The organism is Microseira wollei NIES-4236, from assembly GCF_020521235.1.
In the GTDB taxonomy this organism is placed as follows: domain Bacteria; phylum Cyanobacteriota; class Cyanobacteriia; order Cyanobacteriales; family Aerosakkonemataceae; genus Microseira; species Microseira wollei.
Window position 1 is genome coordinate 1 of record NZ_BLAY01000175.1, and the last position, 20,945, is coordinate 20,945.

Below are 20,945 nucleotides of genomic sequence, written 5' to 3' on the forward strand. Positions count from 1 at the left end.
TGGAACTTATAACCAGGTTTTAGCTGGTCTTGTAACCATGATTAACAACCCATCACCTTGGTTGATGAAGCATTAAGCCCCCCCATCCCCTTTGCTCCCCCATCCCCTTTGCCCCCCCAGCCCCCCCATCCCCTTTGCTCCCCCCACTCCCCCCACTCCCCCCACTTTTATCTCGACGGATATCGCTCAACAGGCGCAACAAATAGTAGATGAATATTCAGTTGAACAGATAACTGAATATTTAGATGCGACCCATCGCGCTCAACAAGCAGCTGTACGAACGGGTACTTCAGTATTGTTAGCGACTAACCCAAAAACGCGGCGCGACGTGCAAGAATAGGGATTAACCGCACTCTTGAACTAAATGCGCTCGCTTAAATCACAGAGGTAACATGGCTGATATCGTTCAACTTTCATCAAGTCGATTTGTTAACCTTGATGCCATGGGTGACTTGATAGTTAAGGAAGATGAAGAAGTCATCACCGTTTACTGGCGCGACGGTGAAGATAGTTGGGACGTTTTTAATGACGAAGAAGCGGAAAAGTTGATGCAAGTTTTAAAATTTTACTCGCGGGGTAATGTCATAAACATGTGCCGCCTGTGTCACATGTCGGTCGAGGAAGAGCAAGCTCTTGTCCGCCTGACGAGTTAGACTGACCCACTGGGGAAATTCTCCTGATTAAGGGGAGTCGCAAATTGGGTTCCTCAATTCGCCTGAGGGGTTTCTCAGAGAAGTAAGCTGAGGCTTTTACTGCTTCACAAGCTCTTCATTTTACCATTTCACAATCCCCTTCACATTGAATCAAGCTTACCGGCTTTTGGGGATTCGTAGGCTCATGATTGTGAGCTGACCAAAACTGTAATTGCTGGATTGGATGTGGGGAAAAACAGTTCCTGCCTCTGAGCATGGAACGCTGATTCTCCTATATCAAACCCCAAAGAGTTTTTCGATTAATCAGCCGAATTTATTTGCTTAAACCCCGATGTTAATAGCGTCAAAATTGGAGCGCTTAAACCTTGTGATGGTCAATTAATTGTATTTTTAGAACCGACGGGTTCTGACTCGCGAGTCTGGGTTAATCACCTGAGAGACGCGGGTATAGAAGTACACTTAGTACCTCACAACTTGGTTAGTTCATCGCGCCTTGCTCTGTGTAAATGGAACGATAAAGACGACTTTCACGACGCCGTTGTCTTGTTATTTTTAGCGCAGAAATGGTTGAGAGACCCAAATTCAGTACAATTAATTAGGCACAAAGAGCCGATTATTAAACAGCTTAACGACCTCTACTTAGATGGGGAAAGCTGCAACAAAGTCCTGCATCAATTAATCAACCGCGCGCGTCAAAAGTTACACGTAGAAGCACTAGAATTAGACGATATTGACTCTCGCCCCACTAAAAATGGAGAAGCATCTCCTTTTTGGGGATGGATTGCCGGTGCGGTAGTGTCGTTGAGGTCGGCGGCGAGATATGCTAAGCGTTTAGCTCAATCGATTCGGTTAGCGGCGAAAAATGGTTTTTCTAAGCAATTGATTTCCTAAGCTAAATCAATAGTTGAGTGGCAGTTGCGGCGATACCAGATTGATTGTCGAATTCGGGGAATACTACCGCAGCCAAAATTTGCTCGTTACATTCGCATCTTTAAACAATTTGGTGCTGGTACTGACACCCAAGCAATTTGGTTAGTTCAGATTTTTCCGGTTGAGCAATTTTTAGGTGATGATGGACAACCGATAATCAAAATTAAGCGTCGGGGGACAAAAAGCGGTAAACCAAACCTAGCGCATATCTCGTGCCGAAAATTTCATTCTGCAATGGGTATGGCTCCAAACCGGAACGAAGTTCAGGAGAGAAAAAGGGAGAATTTATTAGCGGTTCTGGTGCTTGCAGAATGGCATTGTGGCGATTGGTTGGTTCACATGAAAGTAGAAACCAACTCGCCCCAGAGCCTGAGAAATAAATTTGGCAGAATATTGCGACAGTTTCTCGAGCAAGACAAGAATCATCGCGACGAACTGATGCATGGACTGCCAAAAAACCAACTTCTATAGCTGAAATTGCGGAGAAGTTGGCGAAAAAAATGTCGATTCATACCCGAATCGACTCCCCTAATCAGGATGGTCTTTTTACGGAATGTCAACAACATTCACGGAAGGAGCCGTTCCGGCGGGCGGTAAAAAGACAGAATCATCATCCTTTCGCCAGCAAGTAAGCGCGTCCTCAAGCAGGTGGCTGATTACCCCTGAGAGCGGTGAGCCCCATAGCTAGGAAAGTCCAGCCAGATAGCTGTCCCTCCCAGTTCAGGGCGAAAAGCTTTCCCCAACTCCTAGCCTGAATCCGGGCATCTTTAGAGCGCGGAGTGGCTCAACTTCCCGGAATTGACCATCCGGGCGTCAATCATCGCATTAAAGGCAGTTTCCCCTAAAATGCGGTGAGCCGCCGTCGTCGGATGAATCCCATCCCAGAACAAAAACTGGTCTGGATTATCACAAGCACGAGATCCAGAGAAACAGGCAGCGATCGTATTGGTCAAGCCAAAGGCTTTGGGATTCGATCTGGCTTCTCGATAAAGCGCATCAGCATCGAGAGTGGCAATTTCCAGGTCAGAATGCTTCTGCGTGAGTACTTTAAGCGATCGCCTCAAGCTTTGGTTATGTGTCCCGGTTAAAGCGCTGAGGCTGGCAGAATTGGCACTGGTTCGCCTTGCGGGTAACTGTCCCAAATCGGGCAAATTTGCTACCAGTATTTTTTTCGCACCCACATCAGCGAGGGCAGCGATCGCTTGCGTCACATTTTGCACGGGAACCGTTGCATTGCTTACGCCTTGCAAATAGTCATTCGCCCCTGCCCACAACAGGTACAGCGCATCTGGATTAATCTTGGGATGGGTCTGTATAAACGATTGCACCTGCGTCAGCAAACTAGGTACGTAACCGTTGCTGTTGCTTCCGGTCGTCGCGCCTCCCCAGGCAAAATTGTTGCTGGGAGGGGAGGAGAGATCGAGGCGATCGCTAAGGTATTCCACCCAAACTCGACCATTCGAGTAACGCCCCTGATAGTAGCTTGGATTGGGTGGATACATCCCACCTGTAGTGCGGAAGACGTTTCCTACATCAGAAAGGCTATCGCCAAAGACATAGAGATCTGCGATCGCATGAGCATTGCGAATCGATGATGTCAATACAACCATGAAAAAAACCAGGAGCGTGAGTCCTGCTGCTAAAAACCAGTTTTTTGCTTTCATCAAACTCTTCTGCAAACCGTTATTAATGGTTCTAGTTTTGAGCAGAGATTGAGCCTGCAATCAGATCGCTTCTCCAAGCTAACAAGCCGACTTAAGCACTGGTGAGCAAAACCGAAGAAAAAAAGGTGCGGATTTTGCCAATCGTCGCCAAGTTCTACAATGTAGGGTGCATCCTTAGCCGTGTACGGCACCGTCACCACTATATATGGAGTTGCTGCGTCAGTCCTGTTGTTCGTTACAAGTTACCAAGAATCAGAAAAATTCCAATCCTCTGTATCTCCCAGTTGTTCTAAGTTCGTCTGTTGAATTAAAGCCTCATATTCTCCCGAATCAACCCATTTCAATAACTCACTAGCTCGCATGATTGCCCAAGAAAACCTGTATTCCATAAAACTCAACATTTTGGCGATCTTATCTAGATTATTAAAGCTTTCGGTGGAAAACTCGCGAGCTTGGGCAATAAAATCTTCAAGGATTTCAGTTGACAAGTATTCCCTCGGTAAACCAGCGATTTTCATCAGTGCGGTAGTTGCCACTTCCACATCCTGACAAGCCAGCAAACCGGCGCGATCGCTAGTGAATTTTGCCATCATCAACCAATTGTACAAAGCCAGTTCGACTCCACTCGCTAACAAGCCACCTAACCCCAACGTGGTATTGCTTAAAAACGTTTTTAAACTCGGCAGAATAATCGCGGTTTGGTGGTATAGTAAATGCCGACTTTTAATGTGAGCTACTTCCTGTCCCAAAACATAAAGCAACTCCTCGTGGGAGAGCCATTCCATACCCTCTAAATTGATGCTGACGAGGGGTTTTTCCACACCAATGGTGTAGGTTTGAATGTAACCCGTTCCTCGCGACAGATACAATTCGGGGACTGGGGAAACATCAAGAATTTGGCAGGTTTCTACAAATGATTTATGCAGGTAAGGAAAATTGCGGGGTGTGACTCTTATGTCATTACCAAGGAATTGCAGTCTGAGTAAGCGATCTATCCCGTACTCGTTAATTTTCTTGAACAGCAAAGAAATACCAGGCATTTTTTCCAAGGAAGCTAGAGCTTTGCGATCAAAGGGGTGTTCGTAGGCTTCTGATCTTAGTCCTGTTAATACTTTTTGCTCCATGAGTTTCGCTCTTCCCAAGTTGTATAGGACTGACGCGCAAGTTCCCGGTTTCTACAAAACATTGTTGGTTTGGCAACCAGAGATCCAGGTCGAAACCGGGTTTCTGGCCTCGTTATGCGTCAGTCCAGTTGTCAAAACTACATTAGCAAAAATTTGTCGATTTTGAGCTACTCAGTTTTTATAAATTTCTTCAATAACTGCTGCGACATTGGGGGGAATCCTAGTGAAATGAATGGTAAAACAATCTTTGTTAACAGCCGATTGTTCTAATACTTTAGCATAAATATCGCTACTGGCTTCATTTAATAAATTTAGCTTGAGATTGGTCAAGGGTGGCTCTAAACGTTCTGAACGAATTTCAGCAGAATTAGCTGAAAGTTTGACTAAACTTGCCTTGAAGGTTGCTCCATCAACCTGCTTGCCATCTATAACCGTATATTCCAGGGTAATTTCTTGTTTTAGTAAAATTAAATTTTCTTCTTGACGGCTCAAAAATATATTGCGCTCGCCGCCAATTCCTCCCACATCATAAAGGGGGATAGGTTCGTGAAAGCCTTTGGGTTGAACCTGGATTTGTTTATCGATTTTCAGAATAGATCCAACGTCTTTAAGCGTTGATTCAGAAATCAGAATTTGACCGCCTACGGTATAAGACTCGATTCTGGCTGCTAAATTAACGTGACTTCCGATGACACTATATTTGGCATGTTTTTGCGATCCGATATTTCCAACTACTGCTTCACCCGTGTTCAAACCAATTCCCATTTCTAATTTTGGCAAACATAAAGAGGTATTTTTTTTGTTAACAAAATCCATTGCTAATTGCATTGCAACAGCGCAAGCAACTGCCCTTTCAGCATCGTCTTGTCGCTGAGTTTGCGCCCCAAAAATCACTAAAATTCCATCGCCGATAAAAGCATCAATTGTGCCTTGGTAGCTGGTAATAACATCTACCATTACCCCCAAATAAATGTTTAACATCGAAACGACTGTTTCCGGTGACAAGCGTTCCGATATGGCTGAGAATCCCCTCAAATATGACATTAAAATTGTGACTTTTTTTCTTTCTCCTCCCAACTTGAATCCGGCGGGGGAATCAAGTAGATTGGCAACGACTTCATCGGTGAGATAGCGTCCGAAAGTTTTGCGAATTTCTCCCGCAGTGCGTGCGATGTAAGCAGTGATAGCAATACCAGAACAGAAGAAAGCGATCGCAGGTGGTACAACGGGTATCCAAACTCCTGGCAATAGAGCCAGATAACCAATACCAAAAAGACTGCCGCCAGCTAAAATATAACTGGCGACAATGGGGGCTGAAAATTTAGCCACGCCACCCAGGTATCGCCCTTGCCAACTTAATATTGCACCCAACAAAGACCAACCAAAAATACACCAATACTCCAACGAATCTGGCAAACTTTTAATTAAAGGACGCCCATCTAACGCTGCACTTAAAATTTGACTGGTTATATTGGCATGAATTTCGACACCGGAAGTGCGCGTGGGGATACTGTATGGGGTGGAGAAGAAATCCTTTTGGCTTTGGGCGATCGCGCCAATTAAAACAATGCGTTCGCGCAACAAATCCGGCGGGTTCCGGTTCTCCAATACATCCATTATCGATACTGTCTTAAAGCTTTTTTGCGACCCGCGATAATTGATTAAAATCTGATAGCCACCATCATCGGCATTGACATAGCCGCCATCGTTATTTTCAAAATTAGCAAATACCGCTTGACCCAATTGCAAATAATTTGGATTAACTTTCGCAGCTTTTGGTTCAATTCCTTTATTTTGCAGGTAAATTAAAGCCAGCCTCAATCCCAAACTTTCTATTGTATTTCCGTCTTTTGGCGTCAAATATAGAAAACCTCGACGCAGCTTGAGGTCTGCATCTAATAAAACATCATTGGCACTGACTTGACCGCGCTGCAATAGCTGGGGGGGTGGGTTAACCGCAGGGCCATTGGCATCTCCCACGACTTTTTTGATCCCAATTAAATTGGGTGTCGTTTCATACACCCTAACTAGCTGCTGATGTCCGGGTTCCTCTGGCAAATCTCGGTATAAATCTAAGGCGATAGCGATTGGTTGCTGCTGTTTAATTTTTTGGAGTAATTGAGCTAATAATATATCGGGAACTATACCCCGCCCAACTTTTTGCAAATCTGACTCTGTAATTCCAACGATAACGATGCGATCGTCTGGCGGTTCTGTTGGACGCAGGCGCAGAAATTGATCGTAACTTGCCCATTCCAAGGGTTGCAAAAAGCCTGCCAAGCGCAAGGCTATAACCAACGCCGCCACACTGGGGGCAGCAATTAATACCCCCCGCCATTCCCAAATTTGCCGTTTCAGCTTTGCCCACATACAACCCTAGCTTGAGGCACAATTCTATTAAAGCTTACGGATGCCTGGTTTTGCAGAAGAAAGGAGAACGATCGATGGCGGTGATGGGGAAGCGATCGCCTGAAGCGTTTGGGTTATCAAAATACTTTTGAAATCCCCATAACATCAAGATATTGTTGAGTAACAGATGCCAAAGTAAACTGCTCTAACCAACCAGGAGCGACAGACTGAGAATTCCCAGACAATACCCTCAAAATTGCCTGCGCCATTGCTTCGCTATCTCCAACCGATACCAACTCACCGTACTTCCCATTGTCGAGAATTTCTGCTGGACCATTGGGACAGTTCGTCGAAACTACTGGCGTACCCAATGCTAAAGATTCAACAATAACGTTACCAAAACCTTCCCAAGCAGAGGATAAAACAAAAACACGCGCTCGCGCCATGTAAGCATAGGGATTATCTACAAAACCGAGAAAACCAACATCATCCTTTAACCCTAACTCCCGTACCAGATTATTGAGTTGCTGGCGATCCTTGCCATTTCCTAAAATAACTAACCGCGCCGGAAGCACTTTTCTGACAATCGCAAACGCTCGAATTAGACTAGGAAAATCTTTCTGTTCTTCCAATCTTCCTGCGCCGATAATAACGGGAGGTTGTCCGGTAGCAAACCAAGGATGGTCTATAGCTAGATGAGATTTCTCAAATAATTCGGGAGTAATAATGGGATTGTAAATCGTTCGGATGCGCTGTTCGGGAAGATTGGTGACTTTGGCTAAATCTTTGGCAACGCCGCGAGATACTGCCACAATACCATCAGCCCAAGAATAAAACAGCCGCGACAAAATAGGTGCCAAGCGATCGCTGCGGCGGTTTCGTGAATGAATGGAAAGTGTATTTTGTTCGCATACAAAAACCCGCGTGGAGGTTCCAGAAAGACGCTTTGCCCACAGGGCAATTTCGTTGTTATAGTGCAAGGCAGAAAGGAGAACACTGGGTTTTTCCTGTCGCAAATAACCCGCCAGTTTCGGCAAACCTTCTAGCATCCGAGGGGCTTTTAAACCTACAATTCTAACTTGAGGCGGTACTTGTTTCATGAAAGGTCCATCAACGGTATTCATGACCAAATCTACTTTTAGCCCCTGCTCAACAAAGCCGTGCATTAAATTCACCATAGCTCGTTCAGCACCGCCACCATAAAGTAGACGCAGGTAAATCGCTATATCTGGTGTATTCTTAGACATGGTTATCATTCTTCGGCTTGACTATTGTTGTGGTAAAAGCGGAAAGGAGAAGTTTGATTGTAGGTTGGGTTTCGTATCCTCAACCCAACCTACGGGAGAGGCTTTGTTTCTAAGGGTTCCACGAGCAATCAGCCATTACCAATTACCCATTACCCAATACCCATTAGCTGAAGATACTGTTGGGTGCTAGTTGCTAAAGCGAACTGTTCCAGCCACGATGAATCGACAGATTTAGAGTCACCTGACAAGACCTTTAAAATCGCTTTTGCCATAGCTTCACTATCGCCGACGGCAACCAATTCGCCGTATTTGCCGTTCTCGAGAATTTCTGCCGGACTATTCGGACAATCTGTTGAAACAACAGGAATTCCCACCGCGAGTGCTTCTATAATTACAGTTGATAAACCCTCGCGATACGAAGACAAAACAAACGCAGCAGAGCGAGCCATGTAAGCATAGGGATTGCTTACAAAACCGGGTATTGCCACATCATTTTCTAAGCCCAACTCGCGGATTAAAGCGTTGAGTTTAGACTGTTCTTTTCCCTCTCCCAAAATGACCAATCGAGCGGGTTGTACTCGTCTTACTAATGCAAATGCCCGAATCAGAGTGGGAAAATCTTTCTCCTGAGTTAATCTGCCAACACCGAGAATAACTGGAAGTTCTCCAGGTTGAAACCAAGGATGTTCTACGGGTGCTTTTGCTTTTGACAGTACGCTTTCATCAATGACGGGGTTGTAGATAGTTTTAACTGAACCCGGTTTCAGTCGCAAATAAGTTTCTAACTCTTGCGCTAACCCTTTGGATACCGCTACAACTGCATCCGCACGGGGATAAAACCAGCGCCGCAAAATCGGCAATAATTCCTCGCGCACTCCATAATGTTTCTGGCGTTTATCGTAAGTTATTGAAAATGAGGTGTGTTCGACTAAAATTAAATTCACGGGAGACAACGCCAGAGTTTTTGCCATCCCCGCCACCACATTAAAGACATTGAAGTGAGACACTAATGCCTGTGGCTTTTCGTTCCTTAAATAACGCGCTAAAGGCAAGGTGACTCGACTGGCGCTAGAGATTCTATCCTCAATTGGAGTTTGGAAATCGATAACTCGCACTCCCGATGGAATTTCGTTTAAATAAGCTCCTTTGCCTGATGCGACGACGACATCTAAGGGAATACCCAGTTGGTGAAGCTGCTTGATTAAGTTGATGGCAACTCGCTGCAATCCACTAGGTTGAAAGCTGGGGAGGAGAAAGGTAATGGGTTTGGATTTGTGCATCATAAATTTTTATTTGAAGAATTATTTATTAGTAAAGGCGTTCGCGCCAGCGCGCCGGAGCCATGAGGATTTAGTCAGAAATAGGTAAATCATACGGATAAGTTATCGCCCAAATGCTACCCTACAATTTATCCTACGGAGTACGTCCGCACAGTCATAAGTCATTAAACCTTACCTAACTCCCAAGGTCAAGTCAAAACAAATACTTTTAACTTGGGAATATTGGTGCTAGACTGGAAACAAGTTAAAAAATTGTCGGCTCCTTTGATTTCTAAATCCACAATTCGCACTTGCGGTGGAGTTGGGGAGAAGAAGATGGCATCTGCTTTAATCGCAAATAAAGCCTTGCCGCGTCATACCGCAGGCGAGTTTTAACACCCGTTCCAATCCACCCCTACCCAGGTTACCGAGAAATACACTTATCCAAAAACTCTTGTGGGGTGGGCATCCTGCCTGCCCTTGAGTTTGTTTTCTGGAGAGATATAGGGGAAATAAATCTGGGTATTTTTGTGATATCGCCTGTCAGTAATGTTCAAAAGGTAGTTTTCTCATGCAGGATATCAAGCTAGATAAAATTAAAAACAAATTAGTGTTATTGATTTACAAGCTATCACCAGAGCTGCTGAATTGGCTCGATAGACTGGGATTGTTTAAAAGGTCTTTACCCGCTCTAATTAAGAATCCTCAGTGGTCGATTGGCATTTATGTAGGTCAATCACCTTTGAAATTTATGGCTGCCAAAAATGTCAAAAATCCAGTGATTGAATGTCACGATGTTTCAGATGTCACCGCCGAGTTAGTTGCCGATCCTTTCATGGTAAAAGTCGAGCAAACCTGGTATATGTTTTTTGAAATTTACAATCAGCAAACTCGCAAAGGGGAAATTGGACTAGCCGTTAGCCAGGATACTGTTAAATGGGAATACCAACAAATTGTGCTAGCTGAAAAATTTCACTTATCTTATCCATATGTTTTTGTTTGGATGAATGAATACTACATGATTCCCGAAACTGGTGAAGCCAAATCGATTAGACTATATAAAGCCTCTAAGTTTCCCACCCATTGGACTTTTGTAGACAATCTAGTAAGCGGTTCAGTGTTTTTAGATCCTTCAATTTTTCGTTACGATAATCGATGGTGGTTATTTGTAGAAACTAATCCCTACAGCAAATACGATACACTTCGCCTATATTATGCTGATGAACTCACAGGTCCCTGGATCGAACATCCAAACAGTCCCATTATCAACGGGAATCCACATATTGCCAGACCCGCTGGCAGAGTCGTGGTGATGCATGACAGAATTATTCGCTATACCCAGGATTGTTACCCCTTCTATGGGATTCAGGTGAGAGCATTTGAAATCACCGAACTTAGTCCTACAAGTTATCAAGAAAGAGAAGTCGCAGGAGCGTCAGTCCTAACTCCCTCGCCAACTGGTTTTGGTTGGAACGGCGGTGGTATGCACCACATCGATCCTCACCTCAATCAGGATGGTACGTGGATAGCTTGTGTAGATGGTTGGGTCTAAGCTAATTCTCGCTATTAACGCAAGTTGCTAGTTATAAACAAGGGCGTTGCTAATTGCTAATGGCTAATTGCTAATCTTGGATTTTTACCAATCTCGCCATTAGCCTCGTGACCACGGATCTGCCTGGGAACGCCATTAGTCGCTCCCAGAGAGATAACTAGCAACTTGAGTTATTAGAGCGAGTACTTGCTCCTCGAGCTACACCCAAAACATCCAAATAATTTTGGATAGAAGTTTCTAAGGTAAACTGGTTCAACCAAGCTGAATCAACAGACTTAGAATTCCCAGACAACACTTTCAAAATCGCCTGTGCCATTGCATCAGCATCTCCAACTGGCACTAATTCCCCGTATTTCCCATTATCTAAAATCTCTGCAGGTCCACTTTCACAGTTAGTCGAAACTACCTGCAATCCCAACGCCAAAGCTTCAATTAAAACTGTAGGCAAACCTTCCCAAGCCGAAGATAAAACAAACAGAGATGCTCGCTTCATATAAGGAAAGGGATTCTTCACAAATCCCACCCATTCTATATCTTTTTCAACTCCCAGCTCTCGCGATAGCGCTTCGAGTTTTTGTTGTTCTCTTCCACTTCCCAACATCATTAATCGAACGGGTTTTACCTGGCGTACTTTGGCAAACGCTCGAATTAAAGTTGGGAAATCTTTCTGCGCTACAAATCGTCCCATTCCCAATATCACCCTTGGTTCCCCTTCAGCAAACCAAGGGTGATTTAAAGGTGCTTCTGCTTGTTCTTTTAACCCAGGAGTAATCACCGGGTTGTAAATCGTTCGCATCCCTTTTAAAGGTAAGCCAGAGATACTCGACAAATCCTCAGCCACGCCGCGAGAAACGGTGACAATCTCATCCGCCCAAGGATAAAATAACCGTGCCGCTAGAGGCGCTACACGGGAAGAAACCTGTTCTACCCTTTTGGCTTCCACGGAAAGAGTGGTATGTTCCGATACCACAACGCGAGTCGGAACCCTAGCGATATGTTTGGCTAAAATTGCTATTTCATTTGGGTAATGACCTGCTGAAAGCAGTGCTGCTGGGCGTTCGTTTTTCAGGTAGCGGATTAACTTGGGAAGACTGGTGGTGGATTGGAGACTGGTGGGGAATTTGAAGGAACGATTTTTGTCAATTTCCTTGGTCTGTAAATCCACTATTCGCACAGAGGGCGGTACCTGGGGCAAGAAGATTCCTTCTGCTTTAATTAGCACTAAATCTACCTGCACGCCTTGTTGCGCCATGCCGCAAGCTACGTTTAACATAATCCTTTCGACACCACCACCGTTAAGGTTACGGAGAAAAAGGGCAACCCGCGGTTGGGATTGAGGTGTCGTGAAAAATGTTGGGTGCGATCGCCTTTGAGTAATGTTCAATGTTAATTACCTTCTAGAAATCTGTGTTAATAGTCTTTTTCGGATAGGCTTCATCGAGAGTTTATTCTGCTTGAATGCAACTGTGAAACTCTCAAATCCCTGAAGCTGCGGACTCGCTGGCTCTGATGAATAGCACCCTCGATCAACAGATAGCATACGCTTTTTATTGACTGCATGAGTAGTTTTACTGTATCGATCGTTACTTACGTCTTTTGACGAAAGCAACGATACGGAAACTGTAATAAAGGCTGATGCAGAAAAATGAGAAAGCAATAAGCTGGAAACAATATATCAAGTTTTTATTTGCTGCGGAAGTCCCCTAGTTTATAAAGCTTTTGTAAAGCTCAAATAGCCAAAACATCATATCACGTTCGCTGCTCTCTCGTGAAGACCCCTGGTGTGGAGGTGAGTAGGCGGTTGCCGATCCCCCCAACCCCCCTTAAAAAGGGGGGCTTTAGGTAAAAATTATCACAAATTCCCTGCCAAAATTGACATTGCAGTCGGCAAGGCCGGGAACGTTTTGAATGGCTTTCTCGATATTGGTAGCGCCAGCAGCGCACCCCATGCCTTGCAATTGCAATTGATATCATGTCCGCGAGAGATCGGTAGTGTATCGATGGCTAATTGCTAATTGCTAATTGCTCGCAATTCAATTGCCAGAGATCAGCCATTAGCGATTAGCAATTAGCAGTTACACAACCGTTGCGACCGGAAATGATATGAAATGTTTTGATGGCAGATTGCGCCTGATAATTGGAAAATAAGTGAGGCTTTTGTTATGGCGATCGCTCGACTTCCCTGGCGTCAACTGCATCGCATCCTAGCACCCGTGATGCTAGTGCCAATTTTGCTGACTTTAACCACGGGTTCCCTCTATCAAATCGCACTATTGGCAGGGATGGGAGCGGAATTTTTGTGGTTAAAAAAGTTACACGTGGGTGACTTTGCCATCCTCAATCTGACAGCAATTTATCCGTTCCTCAATGCTTTAGGCTTGTTACTAATGGCAATTACGGGGATTTGGCTGTGGTTTGGGATCAAACGCCGACGTTCTTAGGTGACGGGATAACCAGCAGATGCAATCGCTTTCCGCATCGGAGCGCTCACCTCCCCCCAACCGCGATCGCCCCTTTCCCCCATCCATAGCCACAAAACCAGTTAACAGGTTTCTTCGCCAAGAGCGATCGCCTAAAAAACTTGGTAACGGGTTTTTGATTCTGGGGGAAATGGCGGGATCGCTTTCTCAAAACTTGGTAACAGGTTTTAGCGCTCGCGCAAGTGCATGACTGCGAAGCTGTCTTCTCAGGCAGCTAGATAAGGATAGGTGACTATAGGCAGTGAGCCAAAATAAGCTTTACTGTGTTAAAAACTGGAATTTTTATGGGAATAACTGACGCGAGCGTGACTTACTCATCTGTAACGCTCGTAGGTGACCCCGGTGGGGGTAGTAGATGCCCTGGTGCGGGGATGCGATCGCAGTTTTAAAAGTTTCGCTGCAATAATAAGCGCACCCTTTCATCTTCGCCATATTCCCTGATGGCAGAAAGATAGAACAAATTTGGTAGAGCGTTCCTGGTAATACAAAGTTTTAGCCTTGACGAGGTTAAGGCTTTATCGGAGTTGTGGGAACTGTTTTGGTTGTCTGTTCCAGATTGCAGTTAGCGACTTGTGTTTGGCTTTGACCATGATGTTGAGCCTGAATTTGACCGTGGTTATTGCCCGTCACAAATCCAGATCCAAAAGACAGGCAAAATCCAAGGGAAAGGGCGAGCCGCTTTTGCGATACCCAAACGCTAATTTTCACACCTTGGTTACGATTTGGAGACGTGGACATTATTTTTCCTCTCAATTATTAGCTGTTTTGAGCGAAAAATCAGCTGCCCAGACTTCAGACTTTAAGCTATAATTCTATATTTGAGCATACATAAGTGGCTTCGGTCTGAAATCTGAGGCTGCTTATTTTTTTACACAGAAATGCTGTTGCATCAACAAAGACAGTTAGCAGCAAAAGTTGATATCTGATGCCAGATTGACCTGTGCTGTTGAAGCTAAAAAATTCCTGATTCTTTGAAAATAAGTTTGTATTAATCCATAGAACCATCCTCCATTACACAAAACAACTGATGCACCTAGTGTGCCAAACAGAGATTGGCGGCTCTCAGTTTGGCTGATATTCTACCACTTTTTTTTTAGCAGCTATAGTGGGTATTTCTGACTCACTAGAGCTGCATGTACAGCAGATTGCAAGCTCGTCTAGGTACAGCCTTTTGGCTGAGTTTGTGTAGCGGCACCCTTAAGGGTGCCGCTACACAAACCTTCGGTGTACCTCATGCGCCTGCAATCCGCTATATATTATTCAGTTACAAAAACTTTGCCCAAACAAATGCAAAGTAGAAATAGCAGGTATAGCTTATCTGCTAGGTCTTTTGGCTGCTTTCAAGCTTGTAATCTGGTTACAACTAACTTCTTTTGACTCTACAGCTATAACTTAAGTAACCTAAGAGTATTAAGGATTTTATTCACGTCGAGTAGAGATAGTTTAGGCTTGTTGTAACTACGAGGAAACAGGGGCTTTTGTTGCCCCTGTTAGGCTGAAGCGCGATCGCTTTTCAGTTCCGGGGAAAAGTTAGCGATCGCTCACCACCCCCAAAAAAAACTCGCCCAGCAGCGGGTGCCGCTAGGCAAGTCGAGAATGGCAGACAGCTACTCCAGGTGCTGGTCAATTAAAGCAATGAGTTTAGCTATGCTTTGCTGTTCTTCTTTGAGCAGTTCTTTGATCTGGCGCATCTGTTCGGTGTTTGGCGGTCGATGCACCAAATCATCAACGAAGTCCGCTATGGGAGATTTTCGTCTAGGGCGACCCAAAGCGAATTCAGCAGCCAATTTCTTTTGGCGATCTAAAGCCAGTTTGGATCTCTCGATTCGCGCCCGGGTTCGGGCTGTTAAAATTTTGAGCTGATTTCCCATTTGAGCCAATCTCCTTACCATCCAGATCTGAACCAGTCATCCGAATCTCCCCAGTCAGTTTTCTCCTCCAATTCTGTCACTCGCTCAGTAAGTTCAGCTACCTGCTGATCGGTGATATCCTGCCTTTCATGCGTCGCGTCTAAATCCTCATCTACCGAATCCGCCCAATCTTTGATATCTTGAATCTCTTGCTCAAGAGATCGCCCAGAGGGAGTATCGCCATTGGGTTCATTGCCACTATAAGTCATATCATTCCTCACTGATATCTCGATGGAAAAAACTGGCGTTGCTACAAAGCTGTTACCGAGTTTTAATCCAATTAGCTAGTTCGACCCAGCGGGATTCGCTTGGTTACGATGCTCATGTATTCCCCATCTCCATTGGGGACAGGCATGAGGAAGCTCCACTCAGTGACCTGGGCGAAGTTGAGCGTGTACAACCAGCGAATTGTGTAGGTGACCCCATACGGTGAGCCATAAATCACCACCCTCACAACTTCGTAACCATCAGAGTTAGCTGGCAAGCTGTCCAGACCAGGAATGACCGACGGCAAAGTGTCGCCTTCCCCAGGCACAAAACCCAGAGTTTGCGAATAAGCCAATTTTGGCGGGAAACTTGGTGTCATTTCCCACCGAACACCAAAATTTGTCATGATAATTCGAGCCTCCTACCTTTCTAGGGGGTTAAGTCGCGTAGGGGATGGTTCAGATCCTCTGCGCGGCGTGATTAGTTGTAGGTTGCATAATAGCATTAGATATGTAAAAAATACAGCGAATTTCCAGAAAATGGCAAAAGTAGAGGCAACCGTACCCGATCCTTTGCGAGAGCTTTTGGAAGAACTAGCAGCCGACACAGGCCAGACGCTATCAGCTCTGATTGCAGACTGCCTAGAAATTGGCGCTAACAAGAAGGTCGAGGATCGAAATAACGTTTACGCATGGCGTAAGGCGAAGGCCGAATGGGGTGAGAGGCAGGAATAAGGAAAGCTAGACTCGCCCCATAAAAAAAACCCGCCCCACCTCTGGGGCGGTTTTGTATGCTTTAAAACCTTTCATGGTTATAGTACCCAGCCCACTGGATAAGTTGAACAACAAAAACCCCGCTCATAGGCTGGGGTCTAAACATTGGGTTTCTACCTTTCCCTTGAGTCTGGGATTCCAAAGCGATCGCTTAATGCTTGGACAATTACTTCCGTCATCGTTATCCCCTGCCGCTTGGACTCTGCCGCCCAATGCCGCCGCAACGATTGCGGCACCTTGACCCACAGGTTTACCCAAGACAAACTTCCTAGAATTGAACGCGCGCTCAAGCAACTACAATCTCTTTTAGTTGATTCTGAAATCACGTTCAACAACGAAAAATTGATGGTTACTGTTCATGGTGAGTTTTCTGAAGAAAACAAAGAACTCATTGAAGCGACCATCATTCACCTAGAAAACCTATTCGATTACAGCAAGGTAACGTGGTAGTCTATCCGCTTTAGTTGTCTGCGCTATTGTTTTTTCTGCAACTGTCTTCCGTTTTGAACGGAAACAAGCAGTCTTCCACTAAACTCTAAGCGGAAGTTACCCCGCGTCTCGGGGTAACTTCCGACTAACTGATGGAAACTCTCTCTCTTGACTAAACCCGTTACCAACTTTATGCTGATAGCAGTTATTTGGTAACGAGTTTATGGACAGCATCGCCAAAGGCGGACGCGGCAAGAAAGCGCCCTACATATCAACCCATCACCGCATCCCAGAACCAATTAAGCCAGTAGTGGAGCAGTTGGCAGGTGCTTATCGGTCGGTGCTGGATGAAGGCGGCGACCCAAATGAGCTGCTGGCGCGGGTGAAGGCAGCGATCGCCACCACACCAGAAAAACCCGTTAACCGGAATCTCCCGGACTATGAGGCGATACGCGAACGCATCCTGACTGGCGTGCGGTCAGACAAACTCAAAGCCGTCCGGGCAGCGCTCGACGAGTTTATTGCTAAGTTGGAGTATTGGGAAAAGTAGCGATCTTGCGGTTCTTCGGTGTCGAATTCCACCAGTTTGGTTTTAGGATCGGCTGTTACCTTAGATGCAAGCGCAAACGATATCACGATGGATGAACAACTGTTGCGATTAACTCAATTAACTGTAAACGGAATTGCCTTGGGCAGTATTATTGCCCTGGCTGCTGTAGGATTAACCCTAACTTACGGCATTTTGCGCCTTTCCAATTTTGCCCACGGTGACTTTATGACCTTGGGAGCCTATCTTACCTGGGTAGCGAATCGCAGCGGTGTCAATATCTGGCTGGCGATGATTTTAGGGGCTCTTGTAACCGTACTGGGAATGCTCTTGTGCGAACAGTTACTTTGGTCGCCGATGCGTGCAATTCGCGCCACCTCGACTACGCTGATTATTATGTCGATTGGACTGGCTTTATTTATCCGCAACGGCATTATCTTAATCTGGGGAGGAAGTAACCAATCTTACAATCTCCCCGTTGCCGCCGCTGTCGATATCCTGGGCATCAAAGTGCCTTTCTTCGATCTGATAGTTGTGGCTTTGGCGTTTCTAGCGATTTTAGGGTTGCACTTTTTGTTGCAGAATACCAAAATCGGCAAAGCGATGCGGGCGGTGGCGGATAATGTTGACTTGGCTCGCGTCTCTGGTATCAACGTCGAGCGCGTTGTGATTTGGACTTGGGTAATAGCTGGCAGCTTGACGGCACTCGGCGGCGGAATGCTGGGATTAACCGAAGCTGTGCGCCCGAATATGGGCTGGTTTCTAATTTTACCGATGTTTGCCTCAGTAATTCTGGGCGGGATTGGCAACCCTTACGGAGCGATTGCTGGTGCTTTGGTCATCGGCGTTGCCCAAGAAGTCAGCACTTTCTTGCTGCCTACCGAATACAAGCTCGCTGTAGCTCTGTTCATCATGGTACTGGTGCTGCTCGTCCGTCCCCAAGGTTTATTCAAAGGCACGCTCTAAAAGCTTGAGGGATGAAGGATAAGGCTCGATCGGATTATCGGTAAAATTAGGTCGCTTGCTTCTACCGAAGTATCTAATTTATCCCTTATCCCTCATCCCTCACTGGCAATTACTCGATAATGTGGAAATAAAACGCTGCTACTAAGAAGTTAATAGCCAACAGCACCAAAGCCCAACCCGTGCGGAAGGGATAGGGGAATTTACCAGTTTGGGTGGTAGCGTTAGTGGTTTTCGCCATAAAGTGTTCTCCTGATGGATGTAACTGATTAAGAAATACCAAAGAAGTTGCACCTTTAGTAGGTGTTGATAAAAATCTTTTCTTTGGGTCATGGGTAATGGGTCATGGGCCAATGGGGACAATAGGGAAGATGGGGAAGGTGAGGAAGATGGGGAAGTAATTACTTCTTATGAGTTATCTCCATCATCTCCTCTGCTCCTGTGCTCCTCTGCTCACCTGCCCACCTGCCCACCTGCGTTACTCACTCTCCCCTGCATGGTAGGAACTGCGAACGAGCGGACCGCTACGCACGTGAGCAAAACCAATACTTTTGGCGATGTCTCCCAGTTGGTCGAATTCTGCCGGCGTCCAGTATTTTTGCACGGGTAGGTGTTCGAGAGATGGGCGCATGTATTGTCCCAGGGTGATGCGATCGCACCCCACCGCCCTCAAATCTTCCATCGTTTCGACGATCTCGGCAAGGGTTTCCCCATGTCCCAACATTAAACCGGACTTGGTTGGTATAGTCGGGTCTACCTGCTTAACCAGGCGCAAAACTGCCAAACTTCGCTCGTACTTCGCCCCCCGCCGCACGGGTGCTTGCAACCGCCTCACCGTCTCGATATTGTGGTTGTAACAAGCCGGTTTCGCCAGGGCGACCGTTTCCACCCGCTGACGCTGTTCTTGTTCTGCATTCTTACCACCCCAAAAGTCCGGCGTCAGCACCTCTATCTGCGTTTCTGGGTTGATTTCCCGAATCGCTGCCATTGTCGCTACAAACCATCCTGCACCCCCATCCCCCAAGTCATCCCGCGCTACCGAAGTCAGCACCGCATAACGCAACCCCAACAACTTCACCGCCTCGGCTACTTTGCGGGGTTCCGACCCGTCGAGGGGCATCGGCGCATGTCCTTTATCTACTTGACAAAAACCACAACTTCTGGTACAAATTGGCCCCATCAGCAAGAAAGTTGCGGTTTTTTGGGAATAGCACTCGCCCCGGTTGGGACAGCGCCCTTCTTCGCAAATCGTATGAATCTGGCGCTGCTTGATAATTCGCTGAACGGTAGAAATATCGCTGGCTTTGCCGATGGAGCGGCGCAACCAAGAAGGCATGGCCTCAATTTCAGCACGAGGCAGGGAAGCAGCTCTTGTGGTTGGCTCAGTTGGCTTTACTTCTAACGGCATAGGATCGCTACTTACTCAAGACTTTAAGCGGGTTGTGTATCAAAATTGTAGACCTTTCGCTAAACTGGCATTATCAGGGTTGACGAGAAGCACAAAACCCCCGTCATTAAGCGGGGATGTAGTGCTTGCCAAGAAGAAATCGTCGAGTCAAGTTACAAGCAACTGTGCTAAGATTCGTCCGTCAGTACAAGAAGTTAAAACTTACCCCCGGACTGGGGGAAAGTGAATGACCGAGGAGCTAGTGGTAAGACCAGGATAGCAGACTGCCTAAGGGCAGAAAGATTGCGCCCGGTAAGCCCGAGGTCTCAGAATATTAAGACGTTAATGTCTTAACAATCCCCGCACCAACAGGCACGGGGAGTGTCAAAGTTAAGAGGTCAATTTACACCCTAAGCTAATAGTTCCAGCCAGAGGAGTCGATTGTGGCTAATAAAATCCTGGTTATCGATGATAGCCTCTCTGTTAGGAAGCAAGTCCAAGCGATGCTGCCTAAGGGCAATTTTCAAGTCCTAGAAGCCAAAGACGGTCAAGAGGGACTTAAGTTGATCAATCAGGAACGTCCAAACTTAATCATGTTAGACTTCCTGATGCCGAAAATGAACGGCTTGGAAGTTTATAAGCAACTGCAAAGCAAACCAGAGTTACAGAAAATTCCTCTGGTGATCATGTCGGGGCGTAGGGAAGAAGTTTTAGAAAAAATTCCAGAACCCGCATTTAATAAATATTTTGAGTTTATCCTCAAGCCCTTTGAGCAGAAGGATCTGATTGCAGGTATCCAGTCCGCCATGAAAAAGGCGAAGCTGCCTCGCGAGGCGGCACCAGCGAAGGCAGCAGAACCGGCACCAGCAGCACCAGCAGCACCAGCAGCAGCACCAGCAGCAGCCGATGGCGCAGGTGCAGCAGAGATTCAAGCCTTAAAACAGCAAATTGCCAAGATGCAGGCCGAAATTGAGGCGCTGAAGAAACAGCAAGCTCAGATTATGGCCTTTATCAAGTCAAAGCTGAAGTAGGCAGCCATCAGTAGGGGCACGGCAATCTCCAGATTTTGGCTGTGAAGATTTTGGGGCTCGCTGCCGTGCCCCTACTGACTGGGCACGGCAATCTCCAGATTTTGGCTGTGAAGATTTTGGCGCTCGCTGCCGTGCCCCTACTCAACGGGCACGGCAATCTCCAGATTTTGGCTGTGAAGATTTTGGGGCTCGCTGCCGTGCCCCTACTGACTGGGCACGGCAATCTCCAGATTTTGGCTGTGAAGATTTTGGCGATCTCTGCCGTGCCCCTACTCAACGGGCACGGCAATCTCCAGATTTTGGCTGTGAAGATTTTGGTGATCGATGCCGTGCCCCTACTGACTGGGCACGGCAATCTCCAGATTGTGGGTGTGAAGACTTTGGTGATCGATGCCGTGCCCCTACTGACTGGGCACGGCAATCTCCAGATTGTGGGTGTG

At 46.2% G+C, this 20,945-nt stretch carries 28 protein-coding genes; 14 read left to right on the top strand and 14 right to left on the bottom strand.

The window, feature by feature from the left end:
* Positions 1-91 precede the first annotated feature (91 nt).
* The 4 genes from MiSe_RS38370 (at position 92) to MiSe_RS38385 (ending at position 2,054) form a co-directional block, all read left to right on the top strand.
* A complete protein-coding gene (locus MiSe_RS38370) occupies positions 92-340 on the top strand; it encodes a hypothetical protein (RefSeq protein WP_226590527.1) in 249 nt (82 codons plus the stop codon).
* 52 nt (positions 341-392) lie between these two features.
* Complete coding sequence (locus MiSe_RS38375) at positions 393-653, top strand: hypothetical protein (RefSeq protein WP_226590530.1); 261 nt, start codon at positions 393-395, stop codon at positions 651-653.
* A gap of 381 nt (positions 654-1,034) precedes the next feature.
* Positions 1,035-1,544, top strand: a complete 510-nt coding sequence (locus MiSe_RS38380) for a hypothetical protein (protein ID WP_373872969.1) — start codon at positions 1,035-1,037, stop codon at positions 1,542-1,544.
* A 24-nt stretch (positions 1,545-1,568) separates the two neighbouring features.
* Positions 1,569-2,054, top strand: a complete 486-nt coding sequence (locus tag MiSe_RS38385; protein WP_226590536.1) for a hypothetical protein — start codon at positions 1,569-1,571, stop codon at positions 2,052-2,054.
* A 296-nt stretch (positions 2,055-2,350) separates the two neighbouring features.
* Here the strand turns inward: MiSe_RS38385 and MiSe_RS38390 are convergent, their stop codons facing one another.
* From MiSe_RS38390 to MiSe_RS38400, 3 genes are all read right to left on the bottom strand, one after another.
* Positions 2,351-3,247 carry an SGNH/GDSL hydrolase family protein gene (locus MiSe_RS38390; protein ID WP_226590538.1) on the bottom strand — a complete coding sequence of 299 codons (897 nt, stop codon included), beginning with the start codon at positions 3,245-3,247 and terminating at the stop codon, positions 2,351-2,353.
* 242 nt (positions 3,248-3,489) lie between these two features.
* Positions 3,490-4,371 (bottom strand): M48 family metallopeptidase, encoded by an 882-nt coding sequence (locus MiSe_RS38395; RefSeq protein ID WP_226590541.1) that lies wholly within the window; start codon positions 4,369-4,371, stop codon positions 3,490-3,492.
* Positions 4,372-4,542: 171 nt separating this feature from the next.
* On the bottom strand, positions 4,543-6,741 hold the full coding sequence (locus MiSe_RS38400; protein ID WP_226590544.1) for a CHASE2 domain-containing protein: 2,199 nt from the start codon (positions 6,739-6,741) through the stop codon (positions 4,543-4,545).
* Between MiSe_RS38400 and MiSe_RS38405 the strand changes: the two genes are divergently transcribed.
* Positions 6,732-6,872 carry a hypothetical protein gene (locus MiSe_RS38405; protein ID WP_226590546.1) on the top strand — a complete coding sequence of 47 codons (141 nt, stop codon included), beginning with the start codon at positions 6,732-6,734 and terminating at the stop codon, positions 6,870-6,872. The genes MiSe_RS38400 and MiSe_RS38405 overlap by 10 nt on opposite strands.
* Here the strand turns inward: MiSe_RS38405 and MiSe_RS38410 are convergent.
* On the bottom strand, positions 6,858-7,967 hold the full coding sequence (locus MiSe_RS38410; RefSeq protein ID WP_226590549.1) for a glycosyltransferase: 1,110 nt from the start codon (positions 7,965-7,967) through the stop codon (positions 6,858-6,860). The two genes, MiSe_RS38405 and MiSe_RS38410, sit on opposite strands and share 15 nt — an antisense overlap.
* Positions 7,968-8,116: 149 nt before the next feature.
* The gene (locus tag MiSe_RS38415) at positions 8,117-9,250 is read right to left on the bottom strand and encodes a glycosyltransferase (protein WP_226590551.1); all 1,134 of its coding nucleotides are present in this window, start codon (positions 9,248-9,250) and stop codon (positions 8,117-8,119) included.
* Positions 9,251-9,472: 222 nt separating this feature from the next.
* On the opposite strand from MiSe_RS38415, the gene MiSe_RS38420 reads away from it, so the two are divergent.
* Entirely contained in the window at positions 9,473-9,622 is a 150-nt protein-coding gene (locus MiSe_RS38420; protein WP_226590553.1) for a hypothetical protein, read from the top strand.
* Positions 9,623-9,797: 175 nt separating this feature from the next.
* On the top strand, positions 9,798-10,778 hold the full coding sequence (locus MiSe_RS38425; protein WP_226590556.1) for a glucosamine inositolphosphorylceramide transferase family protein: 981 nt from the start codon (positions 9,798-9,800) through the stop codon (positions 10,776-10,778).
* Between the two features lie 157 nt (positions 10,779-10,935).
* On the opposite strand, the gene MiSe_RS38430 is transcribed toward MiSe_RS38425, so the two are convergent.
* The gene (locus MiSe_RS38430) at positions 10,936-12,162 is read right to left on the bottom strand and encodes a glycosyltransferase (protein ID WP_226590558.1); all 1,227 of its coding nucleotides are present in this window, start codon (positions 12,160-12,162) and stop codon (positions 10,936-10,938) included.
* 454 nt (positions 12,163-12,616) lie between these two features.
* On the bottom strand, positions 12,617-12,742 hold the full coding sequence (locus MiSe_RS53180; RefSeq protein ID WP_373872968.1) for a cation transporter: 126 nt from the start codon (positions 12,740-12,742) through the stop codon (positions 12,617-12,619).
* 198 nt (positions 12,743-12,940) lie between these two features.
* On the opposite strand from MiSe_RS53180, the gene MiSe_RS38440 reads away from it, so the two are divergent.
* Positions 12,941-13,219 (top strand): PepSY domain-containing protein, encoded by a 279-nt coding sequence (locus MiSe_RS38440; RefSeq protein ID WP_226590562.1) that lies wholly within the window; start codon positions 12,941-12,943, stop codon positions 13,217-13,219.
* 19 nt (positions 13,220-13,238) lie between these two features.
* The gene (locus MiSe_RS38445; protein WP_226590564.1) at positions 13,239-13,448 is read left to right on the top strand and encodes a hypothetical protein; all 210 of its coding nucleotides are present in this window, start codon (positions 13,239-13,241) and stop codon (positions 13,446-13,448) included.
* A 317-nt stretch (positions 13,449-13,765) separates the two neighbouring features.
* On the opposite strand, the gene MiSe_RS38450 is transcribed toward MiSe_RS38445, so the two are convergent.
* From MiSe_RS38450 to MiSe_RS38465, 4 genes are all read right to left on the bottom strand, one after another.
* Positions 13,766-13,996 (bottom strand): hypothetical protein, encoded by a 231-nt coding sequence (locus MiSe_RS38450; RefSeq protein ID WP_226590565.1) that lies wholly within the window; start codon positions 13,994-13,996, stop codon positions 13,766-13,768.
* 869 nt (positions 13,997-14,865) lie between these two features.
* Positions 14,866-15,129, bottom strand: a complete 264-nt coding sequence (locus MiSe_RS38455) for a hypothetical protein (protein ID WP_226590567.1) — start codon at positions 15,127-15,129, stop codon at positions 14,866-14,868.
* A gap of 14 nt (positions 15,130-15,143) precedes the next feature.
* On the bottom strand, positions 15,144-15,377 hold the full coding sequence (locus tag MiSe_RS38460; RefSeq protein ID WP_226590569.1) for a hypothetical protein: 234 nt from the start codon (positions 15,375-15,377) through the stop codon (positions 15,144-15,146).
* Between the two features lie 71 nt (positions 15,378-15,448).
* Positions 15,449-15,781: a hypothetical protein gene (locus tag MiSe_RS38465; RefSeq protein ID WP_226590571.1), complete on the bottom strand. Its 333-nt coding sequence runs from the start codon at positions 15,779-15,781 to the stop codon at positions 15,449-15,451.
* On the opposite strand from MiSe_RS38465, the gene MiSe_RS38470 reads away from it, so the two are divergent.
* On the top strand, positions 15,780-16,109 hold the full coding sequence (locus MiSe_RS38470) for a hypothetical protein (RefSeq protein WP_226590574.1): 330 nt from the start codon (positions 15,780-15,782) through the stop codon (positions 16,107-16,109). The two genes, MiSe_RS38465 and MiSe_RS38470, sit on opposite strands and share 2 nt — an antisense overlap.
* Before the next feature lie 123 nt (positions 16,110-16,232).
* Here the strand turns inward: MiSe_RS38470 and MiSe_RS38475 are convergent, their stop codons facing one another.
* Positions 16,233-16,406, bottom strand: a complete 174-nt coding sequence (locus MiSe_RS38475; RefSeq protein ID WP_226590576.1) for a hypothetical protein — start codon at positions 16,404-16,406, stop codon at positions 16,233-16,235.
* Between the two features lie 394 nt (positions 16,407-16,800).
* On the opposite strand from MiSe_RS38475, the gene MiSe_RS38480 reads away from it, so the two are divergent.
* Both MiSe_RS38480 and MiSe_RS38485 read left to right on the top strand, forming a co-directional pair.
* On the top strand, positions 16,801-17,127 hold the full coding sequence (locus tag MiSe_RS38480) for a hypothetical protein (RefSeq protein WP_226590579.1): 327 nt from the start codon (positions 16,801-16,803) through the stop codon (positions 17,125-17,127).
* An 87-nt stretch (positions 17,128-17,214) separates the two neighbouring features.
* Positions 17,215-18,090, top strand: a complete 876-nt coding sequence (locus MiSe_RS38485) for a branched-chain amino acid ABC transporter permease (RefSeq protein ID WP_226590581.1) — start codon at positions 17,215-17,217, stop codon at positions 18,088-18,090.
* Between the two features lie 109 nt (positions 18,091-18,199).
* Here the strand turns inward: MiSe_RS38485 and MiSe_RS38490 are convergent, their stop codons facing one another.
* Positions 18,200-18,328 (bottom strand): photosystem I protein PsaX, encoded by a 129-nt coding sequence (locus tag MiSe_RS38490; RefSeq protein WP_226590583.1) that lies wholly within the window; start codon positions 18,326-18,328, stop codon positions 18,200-18,202.
* Between the two features lie 237 nt (positions 18,329-18,565).
* Positions 18,566-19,495 carry a lipoyl synthase gene (gene lipA / locus MiSe_RS38495; protein WP_226590585.1) on the bottom strand — a complete coding sequence of 310 codons (930 nt, stop codon included), beginning with the start codon at positions 19,493-19,495 and terminating at the stop codon, positions 18,566-18,568.
* Between the two features lie 419 nt (positions 19,496-19,914).
* Between lipA and MiSe_RS38500 the strand changes: the two genes are divergently transcribed.
* Positions 19,915-20,505 (top strand): response regulator, encoded by a 591-nt coding sequence (locus MiSe_RS38500; RefSeq protein ID WP_226590590.1) that lies wholly within the window; start codon positions 19,915-19,917, stop codon positions 20,503-20,505.
* A gap of 41 nt (positions 20,506-20,546) precedes the next feature.
* On the top strand, positions 20,547-20,945 hold a 399-nt coding region (locus MiSe_RS38505; protein WP_226590588.1), incomplete at its 3' end, for a hypothetical protein.

Coding starts and splice junctions, on each gene's coding strand:
- lipA (WP_226590585.1), bottom strand. CDS start 19,495: ATGCCGTTAGAAGTAAAGCCAACTGAGCCAACCACAAGAGCTGCTTCC.
- MiSe_RS38480 (WP_226590579.1), top strand. CDS start 16,801: ATGGACAGCATCGCCAAAGGCGGACGCGGCAAGAAAGCGCCCTACATA.
- MiSe_RS38445 (WP_226590564.1), top strand. CDS start 13,239: ATGCAATCGCTTTCCGCATCGGAGCGCTCACCTCCCCCCAACCGCGAT.
- MiSe_RS38375 (WP_226590530.1), top strand. CDS start 393: ATGGCTGATATCGTTCAACTTTCATCAAGTCGATTTGTTAACCTTGAT.
- MiSe_RS38455 (WP_226590567.1), bottom strand. CDS start 15,129: ATGGGAAATCAGCTCAAAATTTTAACAGCCCGAACCCGGGCGCGAATC.
- MiSe_RS38415 (WP_226590551.1), bottom strand. CDS start 9,250: ATGATGCACAAATCCAAACCCATTACCTTTCTCCTCCCCAGCTTTCAA.
- MiSe_RS38400 (WP_226590544.1), bottom strand. CDS start 6,741: ATGTGGGCAAAGCTGAAACGGCAAATTTGGGAATGGCGGGGGGTATTA.
- MiSe_RS38390 (WP_226590538.1), bottom strand. CDS start 3,247: ATGAAAGCAAAAAACTGGTTTTTAGCAGCAGGACTCACGCTCCTGGTT.
- MiSe_RS38460 (WP_226590569.1), bottom strand. CDS start 15,377: ATGACTTATAGTGGCAATGAACCCAATGGCGATACTCCCTCTGGGCGA.
- MiSe_RS38425 (WP_226590556.1), top strand. CDS start 9,798: ATGCAGGATATCAAGCTAGATAAAATTAAAAACAAATTAGTGTTATTG.
- MiSe_RS38395 (WP_226590541.1), bottom strand. CDS start 4,371: ATGGAGCAAAAAGTATTAACAGGACTAAGATCAGAAGCCTACGAACAC.
- MiSe_RS38485 (WP_226590581.1), top strand. CDS start 17,215: ATGGATGAACAACTGTTGCGATTAACTCAATTAACTGTAAACGGAATT.
- MiSe_RS38490 (WP_226590583.1), bottom strand. CDS start 18,328: ATGGCGAAAACCACTAACGCTACCACCCAAACTGGTAAATTCCCCTAT.
- MiSe_RS38440 (WP_226590562.1), top strand. CDS start 12,941: ATGGCGATCGCTCGACTTCCCTGGCGTCAACTGCATCGCATCCTAGCA.
- MiSe_RS38410 (WP_226590549.1), bottom strand. CDS start 7,967: ATGTCTAAGAATACACCAGATATAGCGATTTACCTGCGTCTACTTTAT.
- MiSe_RS38450 (WP_226590565.1), bottom strand. CDS start 13,996: ATGTCCACGTCTCCAAATCGTAACCAAGGTGTGAAAATTAGCGTTTGG.
- MiSe_RS38465 (WP_226590571.1), bottom strand. CDS start 15,781: ATGACAAATTTTGGTGTTCGGTGGGAAATGACACCAAGTTTCCCGCCA.
- MiSe_RS38470 (WP_226590574.1), top strand. CDS start 15,780: ATGATAATTCGAGCCTCCTACCTTTCTAGGGGGTTAAGTCGCGTAGGG.